This is a genomic window from Trinickia sp. EG282A (assembly GCF_040965455.1).
In the GTDB taxonomy this organism is placed as follows: domain Bacteria; phylum Pseudomonadota; class Gammaproteobacteria; order Burkholderiales; family Burkholderiaceae; genus Trinickia; species Trinickia symbiotica.
The window spans coordinates 52544-78966 of record NZ_JBFRCC010000010.1; the positions used below are offsets into that span (position 1 = coordinate 52544).

The window sequence follows — 26423 nt, forward strand, 5'->3', positions numbered from 1 at the left end:
TAATCAAGATAGACGTCCGTTAGACGAACGCAAGGAGCAGTCGCCGTGGCGATTCATATTCTCATCTCAGGACCGCACAGGCAGTGCAAAAGTTCGTCGCCGATGCACGGACCAAGTGGACGCCGTTACCAGGAGCGCACGTGCTGCTGAATAAGCGCGACGTCGATGGACAATGCGCCTATGCTGAGAAGCTCCGTTAGGTTCCGTTGCAAGGCCTGTTCGTATAGGTTCACAAACAGTGAACACCAGTTCGCATGATCGTTCGCGGGCGGGCAGACTATCCTTGCGTTGGCGACGCGTGGCTCATCAACGCGCCCGGCCGTGGATAGGATCGGAATATCGATCCGTGCTACAACGTTGTGTTTTTCCGGACGTAGACGCGGCTGATCATCCCGCCGCAGGAACAATATGGTCCCGACCAATGCGACGTCTTCCTCCAGATGCTCGGTGTGGCGGGACTGAGCTGCAGCAAGGCCATAGGCGGTCAACATTTTCCTGCTGCGGCGATCAATCCACTGTTCCGCCTGTTGCAGATGCTCGTTGAGCATCCGCAGCCGGCGGTAGTCCTGTTCGCTCATGTCAGTGGAGGGGCCGGGCGGCGGCCATTTGTCCGGCATCTCTTGCATTGAGTGCTCCCCGGTCTATTGAGGAAACCCCTGTTGAACGAGGTGTTGGGGGGGCGATGCCGATTATCCACAGGGCAGTGCTCCGACCGGTGTCCCCGCTGAGATCCCCATGGATTTCCGGCGCATCGGAGTATACTACGATAGTCGTAGTATCTAAGCGAGCGCTTTGCAACGATATTCGTAGTTCTGTTTGTAACGGGCTACCAGTGAATGTCCGCGGCGCCGCCTTCAATCTTTGGAACGCGACTGAAGGAGGCTCGCCTAGAGGCCGGGCTGTCGCAGAAGCAGCTTGGGATTGAGGCGGGCCTGGATCCATTTGTCGCGAGCACGCGCATCAATCGCTATGAGCTCGGCGTTCACAAGGCGGATTACACCTTTGCTATCCGTATCGCGGCAGTACTTCGGGTACCGGTTGCGTTTCTCTACGCGGAAGATGAAGAACTCGCCCGCTTGATTTTGATTTTTGGCAGGCTCTCGAAACGGAAACGCAACGAGCTTCTATCGCATGCTCAAACCCTGGAGGTCGGCTCGAAGTAGATTCGTAGCATCGTGTGTCATCTTTGAAGATCGGGAGGGTGTCATGGCAACATTGGAAGCAATTGAGGTAAAGATAAGGCGTTTGCAAGAGCAGGCACAAGCCATCAGAGCAAAGCAACTCTCGGCGACGCTCGATCGCATTGTCGAACTCATGCGAAAGGGCGGGGTTACGCTAGCTGACATCGAGGCTCACGTTGACGCGAAGAAACGTGGCGGGAGGCCCGGTAAGAAGGCTGCTGCGCAGACGGCTCCTGCTACGGCGAAATACCAAAACCCAAAAACTGGTGCTACCTGGTCTGGACGCGGTCGCGCTCCCTCATGGATTGCGCATGCGAAGAACCGTACGCGCTTTCTCGTTGATGGCAATCCGTCGGATGAATCGACGACTGGCGGAAACGTTGAAAAAAAGCGGGGCAACTATATCCGAGGGCAGCAGCCGGCGAAGTATCGCGACCCTGAGACCGGTGCAACTTGGAGTGGACGCGGTCGTGCTCCCGCGTGGTTGGCGAACGCAAAGAACCGCGCAGAATTCTTGATTGAAGACCCGTCGGGCGGTCGACGCGCGCGTACTGCTTCTTAGTGCCATATAGCTATTCACAAAACGTCACAACTGGGCACTTTAACTGTTGTGCTAAGTAGGCTGCACATGCAATAGCTCGCACGAGCCGCGCGCCGCAAAATCACATCGATCGGGCAGTCTAACGCGGTAGTGCCGCAAGCGGCAGGTTTCGAATGCGATCGATGAATTCGTGCGGATCGGCTTCGAGCGCGCGCAAAATGTCGAGCAATTCGATGACGTCAATGCGTCGCGCACCACTCTCGTACTTCGAGACGAAAGACTGTGGTCGTCCTAGGCGCTCGGCAAGATCCTGTTGTAGCAGCCCACGCTGCTTGCGCGTCTCCATAAGCAGCGCGGCGAGTTGACGGTAGCGGCGGTCATGTATCGGGTGGGCCATCCACACATTCTAAATTCGGATATCATATATCCCAGATTCGGATTTGGGATATACTGTGCGGGAACTGATGGTGATCGTGTGGGTGCTAGCGGCGGCCAGTATCGCAGCGTCGATCGCAATCGACATGCGCCATTTGGCCGCCAACCGCGTTTGGCTTTCACGTAGCGGATGGACTTTCGCGTGTATCTGCTCGGGCCCGGTTGCAGGTGTCGTCTATCTCATGTTCCGACGTGCTGCACGGCGGGCCCTAATCGCGTCCGTTTGGCAGATCGTGGGCGGCGATTCATACCCCTCCCACACTCGCCGCAAGCGATTGGTCACGTTGCTGCAGTCCGGCCTGATCGGCACGTCAGTTTTCAAAGCCTGCTTGAAAGTGCTGGATGATGAATGTACAACCCTTCACGACTCGAACAACGTCGAATGAATGCTGTCACACCGCCCAGTTGCGCAATCGGAAAGGGCGCATGGGGTCGCAGGTGCGATGCGGAGAAAATGGCAGCGCTGATGACGAAGCTTGCAAACGCTACAGCTAGTGCCTGGTTCCGGCGATACATCACCCTCGGATGCCGGAACCTTTTTTGCCGGCAGGCTTCCTGCCGGCGCTTTTTCTTCAGCGGGTGTCGACGATGAGCGCCGATGCTTGCATAATAAAACTCCCCGTGCGGAACAGTGCCGTGCGTTGGGCAACCGTCGGCGCGAGCCCGATGAAGATGCGGTTTCTGTGCCCCCCTTCGGGGACCGGGTCGGAAACCCGCCGGACCTCGCTCTCTTCAATGTACCGTCGCGTGCACATTGAATCTTCATCGAGCATCCTTTCCGATGCCCTTAGTGCCCGCTGTCGACAGCGGTGGTGGCCGGTGCGTCAGGCGTCGCCGTGCGCACAGATGCTCGATTCGGCCCGGGCGCGTTGATCATCGATACATTGGATATGCCAACGGCCACATGCCGAGGGAGGGGCGACCCGCCGCGCTACACCTGTTTCTCCTTCGAACGGCCCGCCGTGTTTGCGGAGTTTGAGGTCCTCGAGTTCGAACAGCGGACTTCCACCGCCGGGCGGGCAAACACGCGTTTTCGCGGGACGGCCCTCCAGCCGCCCCCATGAAGGTAAGGTCAGGCTTGCGTGGGACTCGCGCGACCATTCGAGCAGTTCGTCATCGAACCAGAGAATCGCGTATGCGCTAGGGTCGATGCCATCGAACGAGTGAAGGTGAACTGTGATCCGCATTCGCGTCCTCCTGACGAGCGCCTCTCGGCGACATGTGTGAGTGATGGCCTACATCACTGAATTAATGGTGAGTCGATAGGCTAGGTGAATTTGGCGGAGGGGGCCGCCCTTATCCTGCGGTAGCGCATCGGCATGTCTATGAAGGTGCTTTTCCGCCGTTCGATTGCACTCGCTTGATCGAGGTTCCCGTCGCGGGTCATCAGCCTTGTGTAACTTACATGGTCACAACCTGCCATGACTCAATGACGCTTGCTCGTGCTTACGTCACCGCAGCCGTAGCCGCGCATTCGTCGTGGAATCCCGCATGCCTGCGCGCACTGACTACGGCTTCGCCGTGCTACATCTGCGTCAACATGCCGCACGTTTTTGCTGTTCGCTATTTGATTTCAGTCAAGCCAGATCAACCCCTGATGTTGGACGATCGCCCTAGCGTGCTCGGTCCTGCATGTATGCAGGTGATACGACACCCACGTACTTCAACCCATGACTGGACAAACATGATATCCAGAAAAGCTTTGAAGAAATGGTCGATACCCCTTGTGGCGGGAGTGACTGCCTGTTTTTCCGGATGCGATGCCGCATTGCTCGACCCAAAAGGGACTGTGGGTGCGGCAGAGAAGGCGCTGATTTTGACATCGACGCTTACAATGCTCATCGTCGTCGTGCCTGTCATCGTGCTGACGCTTTTATTCGCCTGGCGCTATCGCGCTTCGAACACTGCAGCGAGCTACTCGCCAAAATGGGCGCATTCGACGGCGGTCGAAGTCGTCGTGTGGACGATTCCGGCGCTCATCATCCTCTATCTCGGCCTGCTGACCTGGCGCACGACGCACGAACTCGATCCGTATCGACCACTGGCCTCAAAGGTGAAACCGATGGAGGTTGATGTCGTGGCGCTCGATTGGAAGTGGCTCTTCATCTATCCGGACCTCGGCATTGCTACGGTCAACCAGGTCGTGTTCCCCGTCGGCACGCCGGTCGAGTTCCGCATTACGTCGGATTCTGTGATGAACTCGTTTTTTATTCCTCAGCTAGGCAGCCAGATCTACGCGATGGCCGGCATGCAGACGCAGCTGCATCTCATCGCCGATTATCCGGGCGACTATGCCGGCCTCTCCGCGAACTACAGCGGTGAGGGATTCTCTGACATGAAATTCCGTGCCATCGCGGTGGATCGCGTGCGCTTCGCCGCCTGGGTGGACAAGGTGCGCGCTTCTCCCCAGCACTTGAGTATGGACGTCTACGGCGCAGTTGCGAAGCCGGACGAGCATGTACCGGTCATGTACTTCTCGTCTATTGATCCGAAGCTCTTTCGCAAGATCATCGCGAAGTACAACAACGGCAACGTCCTTGACCTCAAGGACGGCACCTGTGGAAGCAAGGGATAGACCATGCTTGGAAAACTGACACTCTCGGCGATACCGTTCGATCAGCCCATCATCATGGGGGCAGGCGTGCTGATGCTGGCGATCGCCCTCGCCGTCGCAGGCACGCTGACGGCGCTCGGCAAATGGAAATGGCTTTGGAGTGAGTGGATTACGAGCGTCGATCATAAGCGGATCGGTGTCATGTACCTCGTCGTAGCGGGACTCATGCTGGTGCGCGGCTTCGTCGACGCGCTGATGATGCGCGCGCAGCAGGCGCTTGCTTACCATTCACCCGGCTATTTGCCGCCTCATCACTACGACCAGATCTTCACGGCACACGGCACGATCATGATCTTTTTCATGGCGATGGCGCTGATGGTTGGCCTCTTCAACCTTATCGTGCCGCTGCAGATCGGCGCACGTGACGTCGCATTCCCGTTCCTTAACTCGCTTTCGTTCTGGATGACGGCGGTGAGCGCCATCCTGATGAATCTCTCGCTGGTCATCGGTGAATTCGCCAAGGCGGGATGGCTGGTTTATCCGCCGCTGTCGGAGCTGCAGTTCAGCCCGGGCGTCGGGGTCGACTACTACATTTGGGCCGTTCAGATATCCGGCGTCGGCACGCTGATCACAGCCATCAACTTTTTCGTCACGATCATACGCATGCGCACTCCCGGCATGACGCTTATGAAGATGCCCGTGTTCACCTGGACGGCGCTCTGCTCGAACGTGCTGATCATGGCGACGTTTCCGATTCTGACAGTCGCTGTGGGCTTGCTCGCCCTTGACCGCTATCTGGGTATGCATTTCTTTACAAACGACGCCGGCGGAAATCCGATGCTCTATCTGAATTTAATATGGGCTTGGGGGCATCCTGAGGTGTACATCCTCGTGCTGCCCGCATTCGGCATCTACTCAGAGGTCATCGCCACGTTCGCCAGGAAACCGCTCTTCGGGTACAAGACGATGGTGTATGCCTCGTGCGTGATCATGATCCTCTCGTTCCTCGTGTGGCTACATCACTTTTTCACGATGGGGTCGGGCGCCGACGTGAATTCGTTCTTCGGTATTGCGACAATGGTCATCGCGGTGCCGACCGGCGTGAAGGTCTTCAACTGGCTCTTCACGATTTACAGAGGCCGGCTCGAGTTTTCGGTGCCCGTACTTTGGACGATCGGATTCATGGTGACGTTCACGATTGGCGGGATGACCGGCGTCATGCTGGCTATCCCGGGTGCCGACTTCGTGCTTCATAATAGTCTCTTCCTGATTGCGCACTTCCATAACGCAATCATCGGTGGTGTTGCATTCGGATACTTTGCTGGTCTGGCGTACTGGTTCCCGAAGGCGTTCGGCTTCAAGCTTGATGAAAAGCTCGGCAAGCGTGCCTTTTGGTTCTGGTTGATCGGCTTCTACGTGGCGTTCATGCCGCTTTACGTGCTCGGATTCATGGGTGCGACGCGGCGCTTGAGTCATTACGAAAACCCAGCGTGGCATCCATGGTTCGTCGTGGCTGCATTCGGTGCTGTGCTGATCGCCAGTGGCGTTGCCTACCAGATAGCCTCGATCGTCGTCGCCGTCAAACGCCGTAGCCTTCCGCAATACCGCGATGCAACGGGCGATCCGTGGGGTGGTCGAACGCTCGAATGGGCGACTGCGTCGCCGCCCCCGATCTACAACTTCGCGCATCTTCCGGTTGTGGAAGAGCTCGACGCCTTCGCGCACATGAAGGAAGCGGGGAAAGCCAACGCGGCGCCAGAAAGCCATGAGGACATCCACATGCCTTCCAATACTGCCGACGGCTTTGCTATCGGTCAGTTCAGCCTTGCACTAGGGTTCGCGCTTGTGTGGCACATCACGTGGCTCGCCGGACTATCGTTTGCAGCCATCATTGCGACGCTGATCGCGCGCAGTTTTCGTCAAAATGACGGTTATGTCATTCCCGCCGTACGCGTCTGCGAAATGGAGTCGCTGAGAAACCGCACGCGCACGCTGGGACCGGTCGAGTTACCCGAAAAGGCGGAGGGCTGATCCGTGTCGCAAACTGCATCGCTTACCACCGACGGCGTAACGGCCGCAGAACATGGCGTCTCTCCGACGGTATTAGGCTTCTGGTTATACCTGATGACTGACTGCGTGTTGTTTGCCGCTCTATTCGCCGCGTTTGCCGTCATGTCAAACGAGTTCGCAGGTGGCTCAACCGGGCGGGATCTTTTTAATATTTCGGGTGTCGCACTCGAAACCGGCGCACTTCTCGTGAGCAGCATCACATACGGCTTTGCGATGATTTCCGCACATCGCCGGCAGCGTCGCGCGGTGCTCGGCTGGCTCGTCGTGACCTTCGTGCTCGGCGCGTTTTTCCTCGCTCAGGAATTGCGCGAGTTTTCGCAGCTGATTGCCGGCGGGGCAGGCCCTGACCGAAGCGCGTTCCTCTCTTCCTTCTTCACGCTGGTCGGCACGCATGGCCTCCACGTCACAGCCGGGCTTGTCTGGATGGCCGTACTCGTCGCGCACGTCGTCCGTTCGTCGGATATCTCCGAGCGCGACCTGACCCGTCTCACGTGCTTGAGCCTATTCTGGCACTTCCTCGACATCGTGTGGATCGGCGTATTTACCTTCGTTTATCTCGGGAGCGTGCTTTAAATGACCCATTCTTCTTCCTTGCCGCTGACGGCGCGGAACAGCAGCGTTGTTGGATATATCGTCGGCTTTTCCCTTGCCGTGTTGTTGACTGCGGGATCGTTCATACTGGCCACGCACCGGTCTCTGCCGCCGGAAACCGCAATGATTGTCCTCGGGGCGCTCGCGTTCGTGCAAATCGTCGTCCATCTGGTCGCGTTCCTGCATCTCGATTTTTCCCGCGGCCAGCGGTGGAATGTGCTCGCGTTCTGTTACGCCGCATTCGCAGCGCTGTTTCTGATCTTCGGAACGCTCTGGGTGATGCACAACGTCAGCATCCGCATGATGTCTCGCTGACCCGAGTCTTCGCTGATCCATCTGGAAAGGCTCGGCCCCCTGGGCAGGGCATTCCTCCTTGCACTTCACGTTATCCCAGTAGTTTCATGACTGATTCGCTCCGCCCTATCTCTGCCGGAGAGCCGCTGCCGCATCGCAGGATCATTCGGTCGTGGCTGATCCCGTTCAGTGAAAGCGACACCGCCTACGCACTGGTGCTGATCACATTCGACTTCGCGCTGCTCTTGGTTTCGCTCGCAGCGGTTATACAGACGCACGGCTTCATGTGGAAAGCCGTCTGCGGGCTCGTCGCCGGCTTCGTCATCGGCCGGCTGTTCATCATCGGCCACGATGCCTGCCATCAGAGCCTCACCCGACACCGGAAGCTGAACCGGTGGCTTGGCCGAGTCGCCTTTTTGCCATCGCTCACGCCCTACAGCCTTTGGGAAGTCGGACACAATGTCATCCATCACGGGTATACGAACCTGAAAGGCGTCGATTTCGTGTGGGCACCGCTTTCTGTGCGGGAGTTTCGCGCGCTGTCCGGCCCGCGTCGCATTCTGGAGCGCGTCTACCGCAGCGGGTGGGCGCCCGGGCTGTACTACATGATCGAGATTTGGTGGCGTCGAATGTTCTTCCCGTCGCGCGCGGCGATGCCCACGCGCCGGCCGGTTTTTCTTCGCGACTGCGTACTGGTATCCGTGTTCGCGCTGTTCTGGATCGGCACCCTTGTTTGGGCCGCCTATCTGACCGATCAGCCGGCCATGTCGCTCATCGTGACCGGCTTCGCCATCCCGTTCCTGTTCTGGTGTGCGATGATGGGATTTGTTGTGTATGTCCATCACACCCACACGCGAATTCGCTGGTACCACGAGCGCGCCGAGTGGGGCCGCACGGACCCATTCGTCTCGACGACGGTGCACCTGACCTTCCGACGCGGCATTGGCGCACTGTTTCATCAGATCATGGAACACACGGCTCATCACGTCGACATGAGTCTGCCGCTTTACAGACTCGCGGCTGCGCAGCGCAAGCTCGAGGAACAGCTGCCAGGGCGCATCTTGGTGCAGCCTTTCTCATGGCGTTGGTACTTCGGCACCGCCCAGCGCTGCAAGCTCTATGATTTTGCCTCGCATCAGTGGACCGATTTCGCCGGGCGGCCGACCGTTTGACTGGAGCACGTATGATCGATGCCGACATCCTGTTTCAGCACCGGCTGCTTGCAAAGTACAATGCCGCCACCCCGCGCTATACGTCGTATCCGACCGCGGTCCAGTTTCGCGAGGACTTCGACGTTGCGGACTACGCGCGCGCGGCTGCTGATCCCGGAGCGGCGGATACAGATCTTTCGCTCTACTTCCATATTCCATTCTGCAGTACGGCGTGCTTTTATTGCGCTTGCAGCAAGATCGCCACGAAGAACCGCGCACGTACGCGGCCCTATCTCGACTGCGTGAAACGTGAGCTCGCGCTTCAGGCAGAACTCTTCGATACGGCGCGTCCCGTGACGCAGCTGCATTGGGGTGGCGGTACGCCCACGTTCCTCTCTCCTGGCGAAATGATCGAGTTGATGGCCGCCACGCGCGAGCATTTCACGTTGCGGCCCGATGACGTAGGCGAATATTCGATTGAAATCGACCCCCGGGAGGTAAGCGCGAAAACGATCGTCCAGTTGCGCACGCTAGGCTTCAACCGGCTCAGTCTCGGTGTACAGGACTTCGATCCGCTCGTGCAGCACGCGATTAACCGTATCCAACCACTCAAGTTGACTGCCGACGTCATGCGTGCCGCGCGCGCAACAGGATTCCATTCGATTAGCGTGGATCTGATTTACGGGTTGCCGTATCAAACCGCCGAGAGCTTCGCGCGCACGCTCGACATCATGCTCTCGCTCGCACCTGATCGACTTTCCGTATTCGGCTACGCGCACTTACCGCAGCTTTTCACGATGCAGCGTCAGATGGATGCGTCGACTCTGCCATCGCGGCAAGAGAGGCTTGCGCTGCTGCGCCTCGCGGTTGAGAAGTTGACAAGTTCCGGGTATGTGTATGTGGGTATGGATCATTTCGCTTTGCCAACCGACGAGCTCGCGCGTGCGCAGGCGCGGCGCGCGCTGCATCGGAACTTTCAGGGATATAGCACTAACGCGGATTGTGACCTGATCGGCTTAGGCATGTCATCGATCAGTAAGGTCGGCGACGTGTACGCTCAAAACGCCAAGGATCTGGCCAGCTATTCGGCCGCGATCAATACTGGGCGCCTCGCGATCGCACGGGGCATTTGCCTCACAGTCGACGACCGCTTGCGGCGAGACGTCATCGCTCAGTTGATGTGCAACTTCGAACTGTGCTTTGTTGAGTTCGAGGCCACATACGGGATTTGCTTCGCTAATGTATTCGCTCCCGAGCTGGAACGCTTGCGCGAATTCGAGCGGGATGGCCTCATCGCGGTCGACTCGGACCGACTGCAAGTGCTTGCGGCGGGCAGAATGCTGGTGCGCGATATCGCGATGGTATTCGACCACTATGTGAGCATTCAGACGTAAGGTCGACTTTTGCGTATGCTTTGAAAGGCCGTCAGAGCCCCTCCAAGGCGGCGTTTGCGCGGCGTCGTCGAAAGTAACCAACTATTCGGCCCGACTTACATCGAGCAGACCGTCCAGGTCGAGAATCCGAATATTTCTGCCACCGACAGCGATGAGTCCGCGCTTCTCAAAGCGCGACAAGACTCGGCAGACCGTTTCCATCGTTACCCCGAGGAAACTTCCCGCTTCTCCTCGCGTCATGCGCAGCACAAACTGGGTTGGCGAATTGGCACGCTGATGCGATTGCCGCGACGACATGTCCAAAAGGAAAGTCGCGATGCGTTCTTCTACAGTCATTGTGCCGAGCACGACCATGTGACTGCTGTCACGAGCGAGCTCGGCGGAGAAAACGCGGTACAGGTGATCCGATATCGCTTTCACCTGCCGGCCGAGCAGTTCGAGCAGCGCGAATGGCAGAACGCAGACGCAGCTATCTTCGAGTGCAATGGCGTCGCTCATGTGGTAAGCGTGGCAAACGCCGTCAAGTCCTAGCGGTTCACCGGCGAAGAAAAATCCAGTAATCTGTTCTCGGCCATCGGAAAGCAGCATCACCTTCTTGAATGAGCCAGTGCGTATGGCATAGATGTTCGTGAACGGGTCCCCGATTCGGAAGACTGGCGCACCTCTGCGAACTACGTGGCGGGCAGGCGCAAGGCCTTTCGTCGAGCGCATGTCGGCGTGTTCGGCTCTATTGGCCGTGCAACAAGGCCGCATGGCACAGCTTCTGCACGGTTCAGTCAGGCTGATTGTGGGTGTAATTCCAATTGGTACCATAACTGACCCAGTAGCTTGCCTCGACGACGGCGAACAAGACTCTGTCGCAACCGAGATCTCGTTCGGCTCATTGGAAACTGACACAACAACGCCTACGTACGGGCGTCAATTGTCGACGACACCGAGCTTCTCCTTACTGCAGTCGCCTTGCAATGATCAATGGGCGGCTAACCGTCGCATCACAGAAATCGTTGAACGTTCCAATGACGCGTTTGCCGTTCGGCAGGTTTTGTCGATCGGACGCGTGCGACACGCTGTCGCGGGCAACTACATGCGTACGTTTAGTTGATTGCGGTCAACGCTGCTAGCCATATAACCATACAGACTGTGTGGGTATTATAGCAACCGGACACTATCATGCAAAACCAAATTCATGCCATCACGGCAGCGATTTGCCTCACTTCCGCATTTGGACTATCCACGGCCCGTGCTGCCGGCGACGCGGCAACGTTGGCCTCGACCGCAGACAGTTCAGCGGCCGGGATACATGCTGGCGATTGGCTGGTTCGCCTTCGTACAATTAGCATCCAGCCGCAAGTTCACACGAGCAACACGCTGTCCACGCTCGATGTCGGCGTGAACAACTCGCTCGTTCCCGAGCTCGATTTCACCTACATGATTCGCGACAGTATAGGCATCGAGTTGATTCTTGGCACCTCGCGTCACCAAGTGACGTCGAACCTCGGTAACTTGGGTGGCGTCGGCGTGCTGCCTCCGACATTGCTGTTGCAGTATCACTTCAATCATGAGGGACGCATTCGCCCCTATGTCGGTGCGGGTCTTAATTACACGCTCTTCTATAACAACAGTTTGCACGCCGGAGGTCAACCGGTCTCCATAGACAACCACAGCTTCGGTCCAGCATTGCAGGCCGGCGTCGACGTGCAGGTGACAAAGGCGCTTTTCGTCAACGCCGACATTAAGAAGATTTGGATGAAGACCGACGCGTCGCTTGGCGGCACTGCAATCGGCACTCTACATATCGATCCGCTCGTTATCGGGGTGGGCATTGGGATGAAATTTTAGCCGGGGCGGATTCGAGGCGCCGAAAAGGGCAAGGCGAGAGGGCTGAATGTGGCACGGCTGCTGGCTGGCCGGAAGAATGCAGGGAACGCGAGGGCATACGCGCGGAATGTGGATGGGGCGGGTCGCGCGAGATCGCTTACCTCCATGGATAACAGAAGTCGCGCTCAGGCAGGTCAAGCACTCCGACATCCAGCCAGAAAAAAAGCGACGCTATGCTGCACATGGTTGTCGATTTGTGCTCGCAATGTCTTCAGGCCTTCGCCAACGAGCGCGCGCATGAACAACGGGTCGACGACCAAGTCAATGTAGAACCTGGTCGTAGTCTCGATGTGATCGGGCCCGAAGGCCGGGAAGCGACGGACGTCCTTGACGCTAGCTGCGTCGAGTAGGGCTTCCCGCGCTGCCGAAGCGCCGCGCTCGCGCGCGTCACGAGAAAAGTGGGCCAGTTCCGGGACGCGGCGTGCCTCTGCGGCGGCAAGCCTCATGAAGTCGATCACTTCATCCTCGAGCAACCGTTCTAGCATTTCACGTCCGAGGCAGACGAGCCTTGCCTCGAGTGTTGTTCCGGTGGTTGCGTACTTCCCGAAGTGAGCACTGAACCGCGCCGCACCGCGCAAGCCGACAGCTACAAAAAGGGCCTCCTTGGTCTCGAACCGCGCATAGATAGTGGGCTTGCCGGCGTGCGCGAGACGGGCGATCTCGTCGATGCTCGCGCCATGGAACCCGCGCTCCATGAACACCTGATGGGCAGCATCAAGTATGCGTTCGTCCACTTCTCCAGCCAGCTCGCTTGGGGGCCTTCCTGCCCGTACGGCAGAATGCTTCAAAGCCTTCGCTTTCGGCATCGCATCTGTTGAGTTCGGCATCTTGTGGTGGACGTAGTCCGAATATCGGTACACCGCGGATGTACCACGGCAGAGCCGGGGTTGTAAAGGAACGAAACGGTTTCGTATCAGGGCTTATTGACCGCTTTTGGTTTCCTTGTTACTGTATGTGAACGAAACGGTATCGTTTTATTTGTCGTGTCTGCCGATGATTGCGTCATCAATACCGAAATGACAGTTCGTCCTGAGCTGCGCCACGTCGCGCTCGTTACCGCAGCCCAATGCCCGGACTCGTCGGCAATGTGCCCGAGCTTCGGATAGGGCGATGAAATGACGCTTCGAATTTGGAGCGCTCTGGCACCGCAACTTGGCCTGCTGAGCGCACTTTTGCTCGGCGGATGCGCCGTCGGGCCCGATTACGTGCGTCCGGCGATGACACAGAACGCCCACTTCTCGCGGGAAGAGCCGCTGACCGGCACGGCGTCTTCCGCCGTGCCGGGCGGCGCGGCGCAGCACCTGATCGAAGGGATGGACATCCCCGGACTATGGTGGACCCTGTTCCGTTCATCTGAGCTGACTGGCTTGGTGGAGGAGGCATTGCGTGCTAGCCCGGATGTAGCGGCAGCTCAGGCGTCTCTGCGGCAGGCGAACGAACTTGTGTATGCCGACCGCGCGTCGCTCTTCCCTATAGTGGTTGCGAACGCATCCACCACGCGCGAAAAGGCCAAGTTTGGTGCATTTCCCCCCGAACTATTGACTATCAATGCAGCCTCGGTGAGCGTTTCCTACGCTCCTGACGTGTTCGGTGGCACACGCCGTGAGATAGAGGCGGCTGCTGCCGTGGCCGAGTACCAACAGTTCGAACTCGAAGCAACTTACCTGACGCTGACCGCGAGCGTCGTCAACACCGCAGTGACGCTCGCGTCGGTCCGTGATCAGATCGCTGTGACAAAGGACCTCGTTCGGATACAAGAAGCAGGTTTGAACTTGGCGAAGTCGCGCCTGCGGCTGGGGGCAGTATCTAATAGCGACGTCCTTGCGCAAGAAGCGGTGGTGGCGCAAACGCGCGCGACCCTTCCACCACTGCAAAGGCAGTTGGACCAGGCACGACACCAGATGACGGCCTATCTCGGAAGGTTTCCGAACCAGGAGCAGGTGGAACATTTCGAGCTAGCGGGACTTCACTTGCCGGAAGAACTGCCTATTAGTCTGCCGTCGTCCATCATCGAGCAGCGGCCCGACGTGCGCGCCGCGGAGGCCCGACTGCACCAAGCTAGCGCAAACATCGGCGTGACAATCGCCAATGAATTGCCGCAGTTCAACCTCACGGGTTCGTTGGGCTTCAATGCTTCACGATTGGTCGATCTGTTTTCGCCGGGCACAGGGGTATGGGCCTTGGTCGGCTCGGTCTCGCAGAGCCTCTTCGATACGGGGGCTCGTTGGCACCGCAAACAAGTCGCCGTTGCCGCCTACGATGAATCCGCCGCGCATTACCGCGGCGCAGTCGTCAAGGCATTCCAGGACGTCGCGAACGTGTTGCGTGCGCTGGATACCGACGCCGATGAGCTAAAGCAGCAAGTAGACGCTGAACGAGCCGCACTAGACAGCCTCGAACTCACCCAGACCCAGTACCGACTCGGAGCGGTTGGTTACGTGAATCTTTTGACTGCGCAGCAAACATACCAGAACGCCGTTCTTGCACGCGTGCGTGCGCAGGCCAGTCGTTACAGCGATACAGTTGCGCTTTTTCAGGCGCTCGGCGGCGGCTGGTGGAATCGGTCAAAAAACACTTCGCAGGCGCAGGCCGGTCAGGTTATTTCGCCTCGACTTGATCAATAGGATCCGTGAGAAGCCCCATGGAAGAGGAAGCGCTCCATCCCCCAGCTAAACGGGAAGCGTCTGGTGGACGCACCAGCCGCCGCCTGTTGCGGCCAATGCTGATCATGCTTGGCGCCGTCCTAGTCATTGTCCTGATCATCGGCGGGACGAAGTTCGTTCAGATTTCCCGGCAGATTGCATACGCGAAGGCGCCCCAGCCGCCTGCCGTCGTCACTGCGGCTCCCGCCCGGTTCACCGACTGGCAACCTGTTGTATCCGCTGTGGGATCGATGAAAGCCTTCCGCGGCGTTGACGTGACGACTGAAATAGGCGGCATCGTTCGCAGTATTACCTTCAAATCTGGCGAGGACGTCTCGGCCGGCGAGCCGCTGGTGCAGCTCAACGCGGATACGGATGTTGCCCAATTGCATTCGCAGGAAGCAACTGCCGATCAGGCAGCAACCGTCTTGAACCGGGACAAGGCGCAGCTAGAGGCAAATGCCGTTTCACAGGCCCAGGTGGATGCCGACGAGGCCGACTGGAAGTCCAAGCGTGCAGCCGTCGAGCAGCAGCGTGCGCTGGTCGCTAAAAAGTCCATTACCGCACCGTTCGGCGGACGCATCGGTATCACCACCGTAAATCCTGGGCAGTACCTCAATCCAGGCGACAAGATCGCGACCCTGACCACGCTCGATCCGATTTATATCGACTTCAACGTACCGCAGGATCAAAAGTCCGAGATTGCGAAGGGCCAGGCCGTCTCGGTCAGCACGGATGCGGTGCCCGGCCAGACGTTCCGCGGCATGGTGACGGCTATCGACACCAAAGTGGATCCGACCACGCGCAGCTTGACGGTCGAAGCAACGGTTCCGAATCCCAATCGGCTGCTGCTTCCTGGGATGTTTGCCCGCGCAGTCGTCATTTCCGGCTCAGCGCAGCACTATCTGACGGTTCCCCAGACGGCGGTGACCTACAACCCGTACGGCACCACTATGTTCGTCGCAGTGAAGAAAAAGAATGCGAAGGGGCTCGATGTACTTACGGCGCAGCAGACCTTCGTCAGGGCGGGGGCGACGCGAGGCGATCAGGTCGCCATCTTGAGCGGACTGAAAGAGGGTGACCTGGTGATCACCAGCGGTCAGATGAAGCTCAACAACGGTACGTCGGTCGCGATCGACAACAGTAATCCGCCCGCGAACGAAGCGTCCCCGACGCCTCAAGAACGGTGAGACCCGTGATGAAATTTACCGACGCCTTCATCAAACGGCCGGTATGGGCGGTAGTCATCTCGGCGATGATCCTGATCCTCGGTCTACGCTCGATGACCGGACTGCCCGTCTCGCAATGGCCGCGCACCGAGAACGCGGTCGTGACCATCCAGACGAATTACAACGGCGCCGACGCGGCGACGATTGCTGGCTTCATTACTCAGCCGCTCGAGTCGGCAATCGCTCAGGCTCAGGGCATTGACTACCTTTCGTCAACCAGCGTGGCCGGCGTATCGACGATTACGGCAACCCTGCGTCTCAATTACGACGCGACGAAGGCGCTTACCGAGATCAATACGCAGATCAGCTCGGTCCGCAGCCAATTGCCCGCGCAGGCCCAGCAACCGGTTTTGTCCGTCGCTGTCGGCCAGACTACCGATGCCATGTACATCGGCTTCTACAGCGACGTGCTACCGACCAACAACATCACCGATTATCTCGTTCGCGTATTGAAGCCCAAGCTCGACTCGATCGAGGGCGTGCAGACGGCGGAGATCTTGGGGGGACGTCAGTTCGCGTTGCGCGCTTGGTTGGACCCTGCCAAACTGGCCGCGCATCATGTATCCGCCCGTGACGTCTATGCCGCGCTTTCGAACAACGACTATCTGTCCACGATCGGCTCGACCAAAGGTCAGATGGTCACGGTCGATTTGACGGCCGGCACCGATCTGCACAATGTCGACGAATTCAAGCAACTGGTCGTCAACCAAAGTGGCGACGCGCTCGTCCGGCTCCAGGACGTCGCGACCGTCGCACTCGGCGCGGAGGACTACAGCACCAGCGTTGCGTTTTCGGGCAAACGGTCGGTGTTCGTCGGTATCAAGGTCGCGCCGAACGCCAACGTTGTGACGGTTGCCTCGAAGGTCCGTTCGGCCTTTCCAGAACTTCAGTCGCAACTGCCTTCCGGCCTGACCGGCGCCATCGCCTACGATTCCACAGAGTACATCAACACGTCGATCCAGGAAGTCGTCAAGACGCTGGCTGAAGCGCTGGTTATTGTGACGACCGTCATTTTCCTGTTCATCGGCTCATTCCGTGCGGTCATCGTGCCGCTCATCGCGATACCGCTTTCACTCGTTGGCACGTTCTTCTTCATGTTCGTCCTCGGCTATTCGATCAACCTGCTCACGTTGCTTGCTTTGGTGCTCGCGATTGGTCTCGTCGTGGACGATGCCATCATCGTCGTTGAAAACGCCGATCGGCACATTAAGGAAGCGGGCAAAAGCGCGGGTGAAGCGTCGCTCATTGCGGCACGCGAGCTCGGTGGACCGATCGTTGCCATGACCGTCGTGCTGGTGGCAGCCTACGTACCGATCGGCATGCGAACGGGTCTTACCGGCGCGCTGTTCAAAGAGTTCTGCTTTTCGCTCGCCGGCGCGGTGGTGGTCTCCGCGGTGGTCGCACTGACGCTTTCGCCCATGATGACTTCACGTCTCCTGAGGAGTGGTGAAAATGAGGGGCGCTTAGCGCTCTTGCTGGACCGCATTTTCGCCCGCCTGCTGCGCGGGTACCACTCTGCCCTGGCCAGGACAATTGACGCATGGCCGGTGCTGGTCACCTTCGGCTTCATCGTCTCCCTGCTCGCGGGAGCAGCCGCGTTTACCGCAAATAGCGAGCTGTCACCGACCGAAGACCAAGGCATCGTGTTCATGCAGATCAAGGGCGCGGCCAACGCGTCCCCGGAGCAAATGAGGCGCATCGCCGATCAAGCGTACGAAATTGCTCGTAAAGTGCCAGAGTACAGCCAGATGTTTCAACTGACCGGTACTCCCGCGCTCAACCAGGGGCTAGGCGGCGTCCTGCTGAAGCCTTGGAATCGGCGTGAACGCACGCAGACCGACGTGGTAATGGACCTGCAGCGCAAATGGAGCAACGTGGCGGGCGCGCAGATTGTCGCCTTTTCACTGCCGTCATTGCCGGGATCGCAGGGGCTGCCCGTGCAGTTCGTCATCAGGTCGACCGAGCCGGTGGAAAAGCTGAACGAGGTTACCCAGGCCGTGTTGGCGGAGGCACAGAAGGAGAAGCTCTTCCGGTTCGCGGATGTCGATCTCAAGCTCGACAAACCGAAGGCCGAAGTCGTCGTCGACCGTGAAAAGCTCGCGATCATGGGCATGACCGAGGCGGATTTTGGCGCGGCACTGTCGGCGGCGCTTGGCGGCAACTACGTCAATTACTTCTCGATCGCCGAACGCTCGTACAAGGTCATACCACAGCTGCTGCAGGTGGACCGACTCAATCCGGACCAGGTTCTCGACAACTATATCCGCACGCCGTCGGGGATCATGGTTTCCGCGCGCACCGTGGCCCATATCGAGACATCGGTTCAGCCGCGAACGATCAACCACTTCCAGCAATTCAATTCGGCGACGATCTCGGGCGTCAGCGGGCTTTCCCAGGGCGCATTGCTGCCGAAGTTGACAACCATCCTAAAGAAGGTGGCGCCCGGTTATTCGGCCGACTACTCAGGTGAGTCGCGTCAGTTCGTTGAAGAATCCGGAGGATTTCTCGGGCTGTTGCTGTTCTCGATCGTCATCGTGTATCTGGTGCTTGCATTCCAGTTCGAGAGCTTCCGCGATCCAGTTGTCATCCTCTTTTCGGTCCCGCCCGCGCTCTTCGGCGCGCTCGCCTTCATTACCACCGGATTTGCGTCGATCAACGTGTACACGCAGGTTGGCCTGGTCACCTTGTTGGGGCTGATCACCAAGCACGGCATCCTGATGGTGCAGTTTGCCAACGACTTGCAGCGCGCTGGCCGATCTAAACGGCACGCGATCGAGGAAGCGGCAGGTGTACGCCTTCGCCCGATTCTCATGACTACGGCGGCCATGGTGCTCGGCGTCGCTCCGCTGGTGTGGGCCTCCGGTGCTGGCGCTGCGGGGCGGCATGACATGGGGCTGGTGATCTTCGCAGGTCTTGGTGTCGGTACGCTGCTGACCCTGTTCGTGGTACCGGCCATGTATATGTTCGTGGGTAGCACACACGTCCGCGAGGACCACACGCCGAATTCGAAAGTGCCATCCACGCTTTACGAAGTACCGTAACAGCGAAAGAGATCAAGGACCGGACGTCGAGCATTAGTTCTCCCGAAAATAATTCTCAAACAGCTTTGCATCTGCTGCGCGGAAGCCTTCCATATTCCGGGAGCTGCTTATGAGTCAAGTCACATTTGCTACGGCGCTTCTCGCATTTCATCGCATTTCGCCACTGCACTGGCAGCACGATACTCGATTTGCTCAACGTTGTGGTCGACCGTATGTGCCAGCGAGCGTCTTCGGATGTAACGGCCTCGGCAACCGTCAGCTTGCGAAGCCGATCGCGGCGTAGCTCGAGCCAACCTCGGGCTCAATGGAGCGGTTATACGCGAGTCGCGTTCGCCGGACGGTAGCCAATTGATGCGCTGCGCAGTGCGACAAACCGTCTCAGAACTCGCTCGCCTCGACCGCGTCGAACCGGGTCGATGGCTGAACTGGATCGCGCGACTTGCAATCCTGAAGCCCCTGCCTTCCGGAGGTACCGGATCAATGCAATGGAAAAGGTATATGACAAATTCGCAATCCAACTACGTGGTCGCCATAGATGCAGCGGATCCGTATATCGGTCTCGAGAAGCTTAACGACTCCGCTGTCGACTCATGGGTTCGTACGCAAACGGAACGCACCATGAAAGCCTACGGACACAGCGCAAACAACGACGCGCTGACCAAACGGCTCATCGAGTCTATGATGGCCCAAGACCGCATTGTCACGTGCTCACGCTGGGGCAACTGGGCTTACAACAGTTGGCTTGATGAAGCACATCCACTCGGGTTTGTGCGGCGTACGCCCTGGAAAGCCTGGATCGAGGGGAACCCCGAATGGGAAGTGCTGCTGGAGATCGATGCGATTGACTTGAACAATAGAAACAGCGACGACACCCGGTGGACTTTAGCCGGCTTTCGTCTTATCTACCCTACTGCCGATCGGGCGCTGGTCTTTCTTTCACCCGGCGGGGCGGACGCTCACATCGTGCGCGAGTTCGATATAGGAACGCGCGCGTTTGTCGAGAATGGGTTCGAGCTGCGCGAGCCCGGCCTTCACAGCGTTGAATGGATCGATCGGGAGACGGTCTATGTGAGCTGGGATGACCGTGCGGCAAACGCGGCTCCCACGCTCACGCACGCTGGCTATCCGCGGCAGGTACGGAGATGGAAGCGCGGAACGTCGGTTGAAGATGCGCCGGTGGTGTTCGAATGTGAGATCGACGATTTGTTGGCGTCAGTGTCGTATGACCCGATCCACGCGCGTCATAATGCATTGCGCATGACGACACCCTCCCAATCGCAGCGATTTTGGCTCGACGAGGCGGCTGGCGAATGGCGGCTTTACGATGTGCCGCGCGATGCGGGACTGCTTGAGTGGAACGAATGGCTGTTCGTTACGCCACGCGTTGACTGGAAGGTCGGTGTGGCGATATATCCGGGTGGATCTTTGTTGGCTATCCGACGTAATGCGTTTCTCGACGGCAACCGCCATTTCACGATGCTTTTCGTGCCTGCTGAAAGGGAGGTATTATCGCGTGTTGAGTTCACGAAGCACTGGCTGGTCGTCTCTCACAACAGCGAAAGCGTTACCCATGTGACGCTCTGGCGTCCGTCGGCTTTGGCTCACGGAACGTGGGAGGCGCGAGTGTTTCCGTTGCCGGCCGGGTGCGAGGCGTGGATGAGCGCCGTCGACAGCGCTCGCGATGACACAGTACTGATTTGCGTCTATCATTTCCTGACGCCACCTGAGCTGTATCTTGCCGATCTCGCCAGCGATGCCCCTTGGCGCCCGCTGGGGCGGGCTCCCGCGCGGTTCGATGCAACCGGATTCGTCGCGCAGCGACGACATGCTACAGCTTCCGATGGCGTGCAGATTCCCTATTGGATCATCGGTCGCAAAGCGGATCTTGAGGGCAACCCTCGGCCTTGCCTGCTCTATGGATATGGCGGATTTAAAGTTTCGCTCGATACGCCTGCCTATGTGGACACCATGGGATTCTCGTGGCTCGAACCGGGTGGCGTGTACGCGATCGCGTGCATCCGGGGCGGGGGAGAATTCGGTCCTGCGTGGCATCTCGGCGCAAAAGGCGAGAAACGCCAAGTCGCATTTGACGATTTCATTGCCGTGGCTGAGGCATTGATCTCCTCCGGCGTCACCACCCCGAAGCAGCTGGCCATCATGGGGGGAAGCAACGGCGGTCTGCTAACTGCCGCGTGCATGATTCAGCGCCCGGAGCTATTCGGTGCCGTTATCTCGCGAGTGCCCGTGCTCGACATGGCACGCTTTCACCTGCTACTGCGGGGAGCCTCATGGGTCGATGAGTTCGGTAATCCCGACAATCCCGATGACTACGGAATGTTGATGGCTTACTCGCCCTATCACAACGTGAAGCCGGACGTCTCTTACCCGCCGGTTCTGTTCACGTCGTCGTCGACGGACGATCGTGTGCATCCTGGGCACTCACGCAAGATGGTAGCGAAAATGCAGGCACTCGGACATGGCGAAGTCTGGTATCTAGAACGGCACGACGGCGGCCACGGGGCTGGCGTCGAACCCGAAGACATCGCACGCGCATCGGCCATTACATTTGAGTTCCTGCGGGCGAAGATCGGGGCAGGCTTACGGCCGCTCGCTTGCCTCGGTTCTGACGGACAGACTCAGGAGTCCTTGGTGCATGAGTAACCTCGGCGTCGCGCAGCTATCGCGCTCGTTGCGGTGGCGCTGTTCGGCGTTCTGACGACAGTCTACGCGGAACTCATTGTCATTGAGTCCGGCGCGATGCGCGAGCTTGCATTATGCCGGACAACCGGATCAGGCAATGTGCTAGGCGTGGCAATGACATGCTCACGAATTTCGCGTCTCCCGCCTGGTCGGAGCATCGCGCTGGCGCTCTTCTGCTTCCTTGTCTTTGGGCTTCCCGCGGTGGGCACCATCGACGCCAGCCATGCGATTAAGGCATTCGACGTGCTCTACCGTTCGGGAGCCTTGGTTTTCGGCGGCGGCCATGTCGTGCTACCGGTTTTGGGACGACAGACTGTCGCGACGGGCTGGGGCAGCCCGAACGATCTTCATGCCGGCTATGGAGCCGCCCAGGCCGTCCGGGGCCTCTTTTCACGTTCGCCGCGTTTCTCGGTTGGATGCTGGCAGGGACGCCCAGTCACTTGACAGGCGCGGTCATCCTTGCCCGGTTACGACAAAACCACGATAGCCTGGCCTTCTCGGAATATTTCTATTCATGTTTATCTGTCGTGAAAAAAGAGATACATTTTATGTGCCGGGTACAAGCTGTACCGTCGGAACTGAAAGGAGAAACGCCATGGAACCGATCGTGTCCGCAGAGCAGATCGAACAATTTCGCCAAAAGGGTGCCACTGTCCTGAGAGGCGTCTTCTCAGAACATTGGATAAAGACCGTCGATGCAGGGATTACGAAGAATCTGGAGAAGCCAAGCAGGCCTAACGCCTTTGTCGACGGCGAATCGCGCGGGTTTTTCCAAGACAGCAATAACTGGCGGTGTATCGAGGAGTTTCGCGACTTCGCCTTGAATTCTCCCGCCAAGATCATCGCGGGCGAGTTGATGTGCGCGTCGAAAATTAACTTTCTTCATGACCATGTGCTCGTGAAAAAAGCAGGCGTCAAGAAGCGGACGCCATGGCATCAAGATCAACCATACAGTCCAGTAGATGGCCGCGATTTCTGCACGATGTGGCTGCCGACGGGCGCGGTTTCCGCCGAGACGGCCCTCGAGTTTGTGGCCGGATCGCATGCTTCAGGCAAATGGTACCGACCGCAGCGGTTCACGACCGGATCTCTTCGCGAGGGCGACGATCAGCGGTGGGAGATCCTGCCGGACGTCGAAGCAGATCGAGATCGCTACGAGATCTTGAGGTGGGCTATGAAACCAGGCGACGTAGTGGTGTTCCATGGTCTCACCCTGCATGGAGCGGCAGGAAATAGCGACACGGCCGACCGGCGTGTGCTCTCCACGCGCTGGACCGGTGATGATGCTCGGTTTCAGCGCCGGTCGGGAGAGATGTCCCCCCCGCCTCCGGCCAATGGCGCTCCGCGCGATGGCGATCCCCTGGATTGCGAAGCATTCCCGGTCGTGTGGCGCAGGAATGCGCAGCACGCGCGCTAACCCGAGTCACGCCAGAAGGCGGAGAGGCGCGATCGCAATTGCTGCTTTCGCAAGTCTACAGCCCGGTTTAGGCTTGCAGTTCGAATCGGTGGCGCGGTGTGGAGAAAGTTGCGCGCTCTCATCGGAGCGCGCGCCATTTTCCATAGTGTGATGCAATCAAACCGCGGCAGGTCGCGTCTTTGCGCAAGCAACGCGTCGTGGTCGTGCGCTCTGTTTGGCCGGCCTTGAGCCGCATGGGCGGGAGTCGACGTCCGGACCGCTGTCAGATTCGTCGGGCGGTCGCTCCCAAAGCCTTCGCTTCGGCCGCGCATCGCTCCCATACTAGGGCACTTGGTGCTAAACATGATCCGCGTTTCGGACGACATTTTATCCGTCACCCCACCAAAGATGATAGCCGATGGTGCCCAAAACCGGCGCAAGCCTATCCTGCCATCACTTTTGCTATATCGTTTTTCCGTTGCTTAGCTGCACGTTTTCCGTGAGGTCTGCTCGTCGAGTCTGCGAGGTCGTTCATGCGATTCCGTTAGCTACCTGCAGAAAGTTTGCTCGTGTCCCCGGTCTGTGCAGACTGCTGGACGACTATGTTCGTGAGGTCGGCACTGCGAGTTCGTTCCCTTTCGCGCTACAGTTCGCGAGTTCCGGGCCACGAATCTGAGAAGGGCGCTCCCTCGCGTCGCTTCAATCGACAGTCACAGTCCGCCTGGTTTCAGCCAGATATCGGCTCAGTTCAGCGGCTCGGTTTGCGATGTGCGGTTAAGTAGCCTGTACCGGTGCGCCATAACGTCTGCGAGTGCGAACGCTGGTGTTTGTCGGCTTGGTCCGTCGCGGTTGCAGGTCCGGCGACCGTAGTTCGCGGCTTGCAGTGCCTGTGGTTTGCTGACCACCGTGCGATAGTTTGGCAGAGTCACCCATTCCATTCTGCGTGCCTCGATCTTCGAGGTGGTCCGCTTGCAAAGGCTCGCAAAAAAATTTTCTGTTCCGGTTATTTCCCGCGTATTCCAAGCGCTTCCGAAAGTGCAATTGGCGCGCCGGACAGGGTATTGACGCGCCTTTTATTGATTCGCATGATGATCTTGAAGCTGAGGTATGGGAGCGAATCGTGCGGGGTGCAAAGAGCTATACGCGAGCGCAGTGGGACGACTTTTTCCGTACGCTGGAAGCATTGCCCGAGAAACCCCGGAACGAGCAACGCGTCACGGTCAGCGACGCAATGAAAGAGAAGCGCGTGCAGATCGCAGCGACGCAGGCGAAGGGCTACACGCTCGAAGAGATCGTCCAGGAGGCCGAGCGGAAAGGAATCGACGTCAGCATCGGCGCGATCAAATATGCGCTGTATCGTCCCGCACGTGTCGATGCGGACCCCCAGACAACGGATACACGACGCAAGAGTAGAGGACAACCGCCGTCCGGTCGAAAGAAAGCGGAAAAGCGCGCAGGCAATGCGCGTGACGAAACACGACAACAAAGGGAAAGGGGCGTAAGTCAGCCGGGATCGATGCAGATACAGGACGCGTTCTCGTTTGAGATCAGACCTGATATCGAAAACCTGTAGGAGGTTCCGCATGGATACAACCCATCCCATATACCTGGTCGGCGGCAGTAAGGGCGGCGTAGGCAAAAGCATGGTGACGCTCGCACTCGCGGATCACCTGCAGCGGCGAGACACCCACGCCGTTCTCGTCGAAACGGACACGTCCAATCCGGATGTCATGAAAGCGCTTCGGGATGAGATGAAATGTGCGGCGTACGATCTCGACGATGCGGATGGCTGGATCGGCTTCGTCAACTTTTGCGATACGCACAGGGGCGCTGCGGTGATCGTGAACACGGCAGCGCGCAATCAGACGGGAGTGGCCCGATATGGCGGCACACTGGCGCGGACGCTCGAAGAACTGGAACGACAACTCGTCGTTCTATGGGTGATAAACAGGCAGCGCGACAGTTTGGAGTTGCTACACATATTCGGGCAGACGTTTCCCGATACAGTGACGCACGTCGTGCGCAACGGATATTTTGGCACGCCCGACAAGTTCGCGCTGTATCACGAATCGCAGCTTCGCAAGTCGATCGAGACGAAGGGCCGATCTCTTGATTTTCCTGACCTTGCGGATCGGGTTGCCGACGAGTTGCGCAGTCAACGCATCTCGATCCGCAAGGCGGCCGAGACGATGCAAATCGGGCAGCGAGCGGAGCTGTTTCGATGGCGTGAGTTGTGCGGCGCAATGTTCGCGAAGGTGATCGGCACCGACGGGCCAAATCGTGAGCAATAGGCGGTCAAGACCCGTCGATCCGCTCATCCGCCTATTTCGCGAGGTATCGGGCGACGTTCCGGACGAGGCCAGCCTGGCTCGCATGCGCCGGGTGTCCGGCGCACTGAATCTACGAGATAACGACGCGCTATGGGCGATGATTGCTGTGCTCGAATACTACGCACGGCTGTATGAGGCGATGCCGGAACGTATCCGGTGGGCAAGCGAGGGAAGCCTCGAAGCGGCTCGTCGGGAGGTCGGCGGCGCGACCGATGCATTGATGCAGCAACATCAAGAAGCGCTGGAGCGATGCAAGGCGACGATCCAATTGGCTGAAAGCCTGATACAGGAACATGAGGCCCGGTATCGGGCAGCGTTGGCGAGCGTGAATGAGACGGCGATGACGGCATTGATCGAGCGCATGGCGAATCGGGTCTCGCGTGTGACAGGTAACCGGCTGATCGGTGCGGCGGCGACTTCGGCACGCGAGCAACGTAAGCGATTGGACAACACCATTACCACTTTCGAACGGACGGTCGAGGCGTCGGCGGCGCGGGCGGAGACGATGGCGAGGCGAATGGAAAAGGGCTTCGCGCGTTCGATGCATCGCGTGATGGTGTTTGGCTGTGCCGCGTTCTGTCTACTAGTTGTTATCGGCGGGGGCGCAGGTTGGTGGATCGGGGGCCAACTGGTAGGCGCGCACTGTCGTGCAGTGCAGGTCCGGCAGGCAGACGGCAGGCCATAAATGGCGCTGCCGTCTGATGTGTCGCGCTGTCGGGCGCAACGGTCTATGCTACGCGGTGCGCGAGTCAGCTTTCGACGAGTTCAGCGTAGTGGCAGTTGGGAAGGGCCACGGCGGCTGTTCAGTCTGGGTAGCAGAAGGCGCTTCCGGGGAGCGAGGCGTGTTGTTAACGTGCTTCTCGCCGTTGGGACGTGTCAGGAATTTCGTGTGCTGAGGTCGGTTAAAAATCTCAGCTGATGGCGGCGGTGAATCGCTCGCCGAACAGGATGGCGAACTGATTGACTGCTTGCCGCCAGGTGATAGGTGGCATCTTC

25 protein-coding genes are annotated in these 26423 nt (G+C 58.7%); 19 read left to right on the top strand and 6 right to left on the bottom strand.

Annotated elements, in window-relative coordinates:
• Positions 1–125 precede the first annotated feature (125 nt).
• Positions 126–626, bottom strand: coding sequence for a hypothetical protein (locus tag AB4Y31_RS30335; RefSeq protein WP_107154306.1), 501 nt, complete (start codon positions 624–626; stop codon positions 126–128).
• 210 nt (positions 627–836) lie between these two features.
• On the opposite strand from AB4Y31_RS30335, the gene AB4Y31_RS30340 reads away from it, so the two are divergent.
• Positions 837–1163 (top strand): helix-turn-helix domain-containing protein, encoded by a 327-nt coding sequence (locus tag AB4Y31_RS30340; protein WP_102607302.1) that lies wholly within the window; start codon positions 837–839, stop codon positions 1161–1163.
• Positions 1164–1206: 43 nt separating this feature from the next.
• Entirely contained in the window at positions 1207–1743 is a 537-nt protein-coding gene (locus AB4Y31_RS30345; protein WP_368677239.1) for an H-NS family nucleoid-associated regulatory protein, read from the top strand.
• A 118-nt stretch (positions 1744–1861) separates the two neighbouring features.
• Here the strand turns inward: AB4Y31_RS30345 and AB4Y31_RS30350 are convergent, their stop codons facing one another.
• The gene (locus tag AB4Y31_RS30350) at positions 1862–2119 is read right to left on the bottom strand and encodes a helix-turn-helix domain-containing protein (RefSeq protein ID WP_102607300.1); all 258 of its coding nucleotides are present in this window, start codon (positions 2117–2119) and stop codon (positions 1862–1864) included.
• Positions 2120–2174: 55 nt separating this feature from the next.
• On the opposite strand from AB4Y31_RS30350, the gene AB4Y31_RS30355 reads away from it, so the two are divergent.
• The gene (locus AB4Y31_RS30355) at positions 2175–2543 is read left to right on the top strand and encodes a hypothetical protein (protein ID WP_368677240.1); all 369 of its coding nucleotides are present in this window, start codon (positions 2175–2177) and stop codon (positions 2541–2543) included.
• 186 nt (positions 2544–2729) lie between these two features.
• Here AB4Y31_RS30355 and AB4Y31_RS30360 read toward each other — a convergent pair whose 3' ends face one another.
• Both AB4Y31_RS30360 and AB4Y31_RS30365 read right to left on the bottom strand, forming a co-directional pair.
• The gene (locus tag AB4Y31_RS30360) at positions 2730–2930 is read right to left on the bottom strand and encodes a hypothetical protein (RefSeq protein WP_368677241.1); all 201 of its coding nucleotides are present in this window, start codon (positions 2928–2930) and stop codon (positions 2730–2732) included.
• A 51-nt stretch (positions 2931–2981) separates the two neighbouring features.
• Complete coding sequence (locus tag AB4Y31_RS30365) at positions 2982–3344, bottom strand: DUF3564 family protein (protein WP_107154309.1); 363 nt, start codon at positions 3342–3344, stop codon at positions 2982–2984.
• A gap of 497 nt (positions 3345–3841) precedes the next feature.
• On the opposite strand from AB4Y31_RS30365, the gene cyoA reads away from it, so the two are divergent.
• From cyoA to hemN, 6 genes are all read left to right on the top strand, one after another.
• Entirely contained in the window at positions 3842–4732 is an 891-nt protein-coding gene (cyoA, locus tag AB4Y31_RS30370) for a ubiquinol oxidase subunit II (protein WP_107154310.1), read from the top strand.
• A gap of 3 nt (positions 4733–4735) precedes the next feature.
• On the top strand, positions 4736–6742 hold the full coding sequence (gene cyoB / locus AB4Y31_RS30375; RefSeq protein WP_107154311.1) for a cytochrome o ubiquinol oxidase subunit I: 2007 nt from the start codon (positions 4736–4738) through the stop codon (positions 6740–6742).
• Positions 6743–6745: 3 nt separating this feature from the next.
• Positions 6746–7354: a cytochrome o ubiquinol oxidase subunit III gene (gene cyoC, locus AB4Y31_RS30380; RefSeq protein WP_107154312.1), complete on the top strand. Its 609-nt coding sequence runs from the start codon at positions 6746–6748 to the stop codon at positions 7352–7354.
• Positions 7355–7687 (top strand): cytochrome o ubiquinol oxidase subunit IV, encoded by a 333-nt coding sequence (cyoD, locus tag AB4Y31_RS30385; RefSeq protein ID WP_368677242.1) that lies wholly within the window; start codon positions 7355–7357, stop codon positions 7685–7687.
• Positions 7688–7773: 86 nt separating this feature from the next.
• Entirely contained in the window at positions 7774–8838 is a 1065-nt protein-coding gene (locus AB4Y31_RS30390; RefSeq protein WP_107154313.1) for a fatty acid desaturase, read from the top strand.
• Between the two features lie 11 nt (positions 8839–8849).
• A complete protein-coding gene (gene hemN / locus AB4Y31_RS30395; RefSeq protein ID WP_368677243.1) occupies positions 8850–10211 on the top strand; it encodes an oxygen-independent coproporphyrinogen III oxidase in 1362 nt (453 codons plus the stop codon).
• 81 nt (positions 10212–10292) lie between these two features.
• Here hemN and AB4Y31_RS30400 read toward each other — a convergent pair whose 3' ends face one another.
• A complete protein-coding gene (locus AB4Y31_RS30400) occupies positions 10293–11024 on the bottom strand; it encodes a helix-turn-helix domain-containing protein (protein ID WP_308836383.1) in 732 nt (243 codons plus the stop codon).
• Between the two features lie 357 nt (positions 11025–11381).
• Here AB4Y31_RS30400 and AB4Y31_RS30405 point away from each other — a divergent pair, with 357 nt between their 5' ends.
• Positions 11382–12050: an OmpW family protein gene (locus AB4Y31_RS30405; RefSeq protein WP_102607290.1), complete on the top strand. Its 669-nt coding sequence runs from the start codon at positions 11382–11384 to the stop codon at positions 12048–12050.
• Positions 12051–12223: 173 nt separating this feature from the next.
• On the opposite strand, the gene AB4Y31_RS30410 is transcribed toward AB4Y31_RS30405, so the two are convergent.
• Positions 12224–12895 (bottom strand): TetR/AcrR family transcriptional regulator, encoded by a 672-nt coding sequence (locus tag AB4Y31_RS30410; protein ID WP_181322028.1) that lies wholly within the window; start codon positions 12893–12895, stop codon positions 12224–12226.
• Between the two features lie 309 nt (positions 12896–13204).
• Between AB4Y31_RS30410 and AB4Y31_RS30415 the strand changes: the two genes are divergently transcribed.
• From AB4Y31_RS30415 to AB4Y31_RS30455, 9 genes are all read left to right on the top strand, one after another.
• Positions 13205–14713 carry an efflux transporter outer membrane subunit gene (locus AB4Y31_RS30415; protein WP_107154482.1) on the top strand — a complete coding sequence of 503 codons (1509 nt, stop codon included), beginning with the start codon at positions 13205–13207 and terminating at the stop codon, positions 14711–14713.
• A gap of 17 nt (positions 14714–14730) precedes the next feature.
• The gene (locus AB4Y31_RS30420) at positions 14731–15921 is read left to right on the top strand and encodes an efflux RND transporter periplasmic adaptor subunit (RefSeq protein ID WP_223258754.1); all 1191 of its coding nucleotides are present in this window, start codon (positions 14731–14733) and stop codon (positions 15919–15921) included.
• Positions 15922–15929: 8 nt separating this feature from the next.
• A complete protein-coding gene (locus AB4Y31_RS30425) occupies positions 15930–19001 on the top strand; it encodes an efflux RND transporter permease subunit (RefSeq protein ID WP_368677244.1) in 3072 nt (1023 codons plus the stop codon).
• A gap of 498 nt (positions 19002–19499) precedes the next feature.
• The gene (locus AB4Y31_RS30430; RefSeq protein WP_368677245.1) at positions 19500–21662 is read left to right on the top strand and encodes a prolyl oligopeptidase family protein; all 2163 of its coding nucleotides are present in this window, start codon (positions 19500–19502) and stop codon (positions 21660–21662) included.
• A gap of 153 nt (positions 21663–21815) precedes the next feature.
• On the top strand, positions 21816–22145 hold the full coding sequence (locus tag AB4Y31_RS30435; protein WP_368677254.1) for a chromate transporter: 330 nt from the start codon (positions 21816–21818) through the stop codon (positions 22143–22145).
• Positions 22146–22296: 151 nt separating this feature from the next.
• Entirely contained in the window at positions 22297–23118 is an 822-nt protein-coding gene (locus tag AB4Y31_RS30440; protein WP_368677246.1) for a phytanoyl-CoA dioxygenase family protein, read from the top strand.
• Positions 23119–24013: 895 nt separating this feature from the next.
• The gene (locus AB4Y31_RS30445) at positions 24014–24670 is read left to right on the top strand and encodes a hypothetical protein (protein ID WP_368677247.1); all 657 of its coding nucleotides are present in this window, start codon (positions 24014–24016) and stop codon (positions 24668–24670) included.
• A 10-nt stretch (positions 24671–24680) separates the two neighbouring features.
• Entirely contained in the window at positions 24681–25388 is a 708-nt protein-coding gene (locus AB4Y31_RS30450) for a P-loop NTPase (RefSeq protein WP_368677248.1), read from the top strand.
• On the top strand, positions 25378–26112 hold the full coding sequence (locus AB4Y31_RS30455; protein ID WP_368677249.1) for a hypothetical protein: 735 nt from the start codon (positions 25378–25380) through the stop codon (positions 26110–26112). The genes AB4Y31_RS30450 and AB4Y31_RS30455 overlap by 11 nt, the downstream gene beginning before the upstream one ends.
• Positions 26113–26423 lie beyond the last annotated feature (311 nt).

Excerpts from the sequence above, each read along its gene's own strand:
- AB4Y31_RS30430 (WP_368677245.1), top strand. The coding sequence starts at position 19,500 with ATGACAAATTCGCAATCCAACTACGTGGTCGCCATAGATGCAGCGGAT.
- AB4Y31_RS30420 (WP_223258754.1), top strand. The coding sequence starts at position 14,731 with ATGGAAGAGGAAGCGCTCCATCCCCCAGCTAAACGGGAAGCGTCTGGT.
- cyoA (WP_107154310.1), top strand. The coding sequence starts at position 3,842 with ATGATATCCAGAAAAGCTTTGAAGAAATGGTCGATACCCCTTGTGGCG.
- hemN (WP_368677243.1), top strand. The coding sequence starts at position 8,850 with ATGATCGATGCCGACATCCTGTTTCAGCACCGGCTGCTTGCAAAGTAC.
- AB4Y31_RS30450 (WP_368677248.1), top strand. The coding sequence starts at position 24,681 with ATGGATACAACCCATCCCATATACCTGGTCGGCGGCAGTAAGGGCGGC.
- AB4Y31_RS30425 (WP_368677244.1), top strand. The coding sequence starts at position 15,930 with ATGAAATTTACCGACGCCTTCATCAAACGGCCGGTATGGGCGGTAGTC.
- AB4Y31_RS30410 (WP_181322028.1), bottom strand. The coding sequence starts at position 12,895 with ATGCCGAAAGCGAAGGCTTTGAAGCATTCTGCCGTACGGGCAGGAAGG.
- AB4Y31_RS30440 (WP_368677246.1), top strand. The coding sequence starts at position 22,297 with ATGGAACCGATCGTGTCCGCAGAGCAGATCGAACAATTTCGCCAAAAG.
- AB4Y31_RS30400 (WP_308836383.1), bottom strand. The coding sequence starts at position 11,024 with ATGGTACCAATTGGAATTACACCCACAATCAGCCTGACTGAACCGTGC.
- cyoD (WP_368677242.1), top strand. The coding sequence starts at position 7,355 with ATGACCCATTCTTCTTCCTTGCCGCTGACGGCGCGGAACAGCAGCGTT.
- AB4Y31_RS30390 (WP_107154313.1), top strand. The coding sequence starts at position 7,774 with ATGACTGATTCGCTCCGCCCTATCTCTGCCGGAGAGCCGCTGCCGCAT.
- AB4Y31_RS30345 (WP_368677239.1), top strand. The coding sequence starts at position 1,207 with ATGGCAACATTGGAAGCAATTGAGGTAAAGATAAGGCGTTTGCAAGAG.
- AB4Y31_RS30350 (WP_102607300.1), bottom strand. The coding sequence starts at position 2,119 with ATGGCCCACCCGATACATGACCGCCGCTACCGTCAACTCGCCGCGCTG.
- AB4Y31_RS30340 (WP_102607302.1), top strand. The coding sequence starts at position 837 with ATGTCCGCGGCGCCGCCTTCAATCTTTGGAACGCGACTGAAGGAGGCT.
- AB4Y31_RS30365 (WP_107154309.1), bottom strand. The coding sequence starts at position 3,344 with ATGCGGATCACAGTTCACCTTCACTCGTTCGATGGCATCGACCCTAGC.
- AB4Y31_RS30415 (WP_107154482.1), top strand. The coding sequence starts at position 13,205 with ATGACGCTTCGAATTTGGAGCGCTCTGGCACCGCAACTTGGCCTGCTG.
- AB4Y31_RS30405 (WP_102607290.1), top strand. The coding sequence starts at position 11,382 with ATGCAAAACCAAATTCATGCCATCACGGCAGCGATTTGCCTCACTTCC.
- AB4Y31_RS30335 (WP_107154306.1), bottom strand. The coding sequence starts at position 626 with ATGCAAGAGATGCCGGACAAATGGCCGCCGCCCGGCCCCTCCACTGAC.
- cyoB (WP_107154311.1), top strand. The coding sequence starts at position 4,736 with ATGCTTGGAAAACTGACACTCTCGGCGATACCGTTCGATCAGCCCATC.
- AB4Y31_RS30435 (WP_368677254.1), top strand. The coding sequence starts at position 21,816 with ATGACATGCTCACGAATTTCGCGTCTCCCGCCTGGTCGGAGCATCGCG.
- AB4Y31_RS30360 (WP_368677241.1), bottom strand. The coding sequence starts at position 2,930 with ATGCTCGATGAAGATTCAATGTGCACGCGACGGTACATTGAAGAGAGC.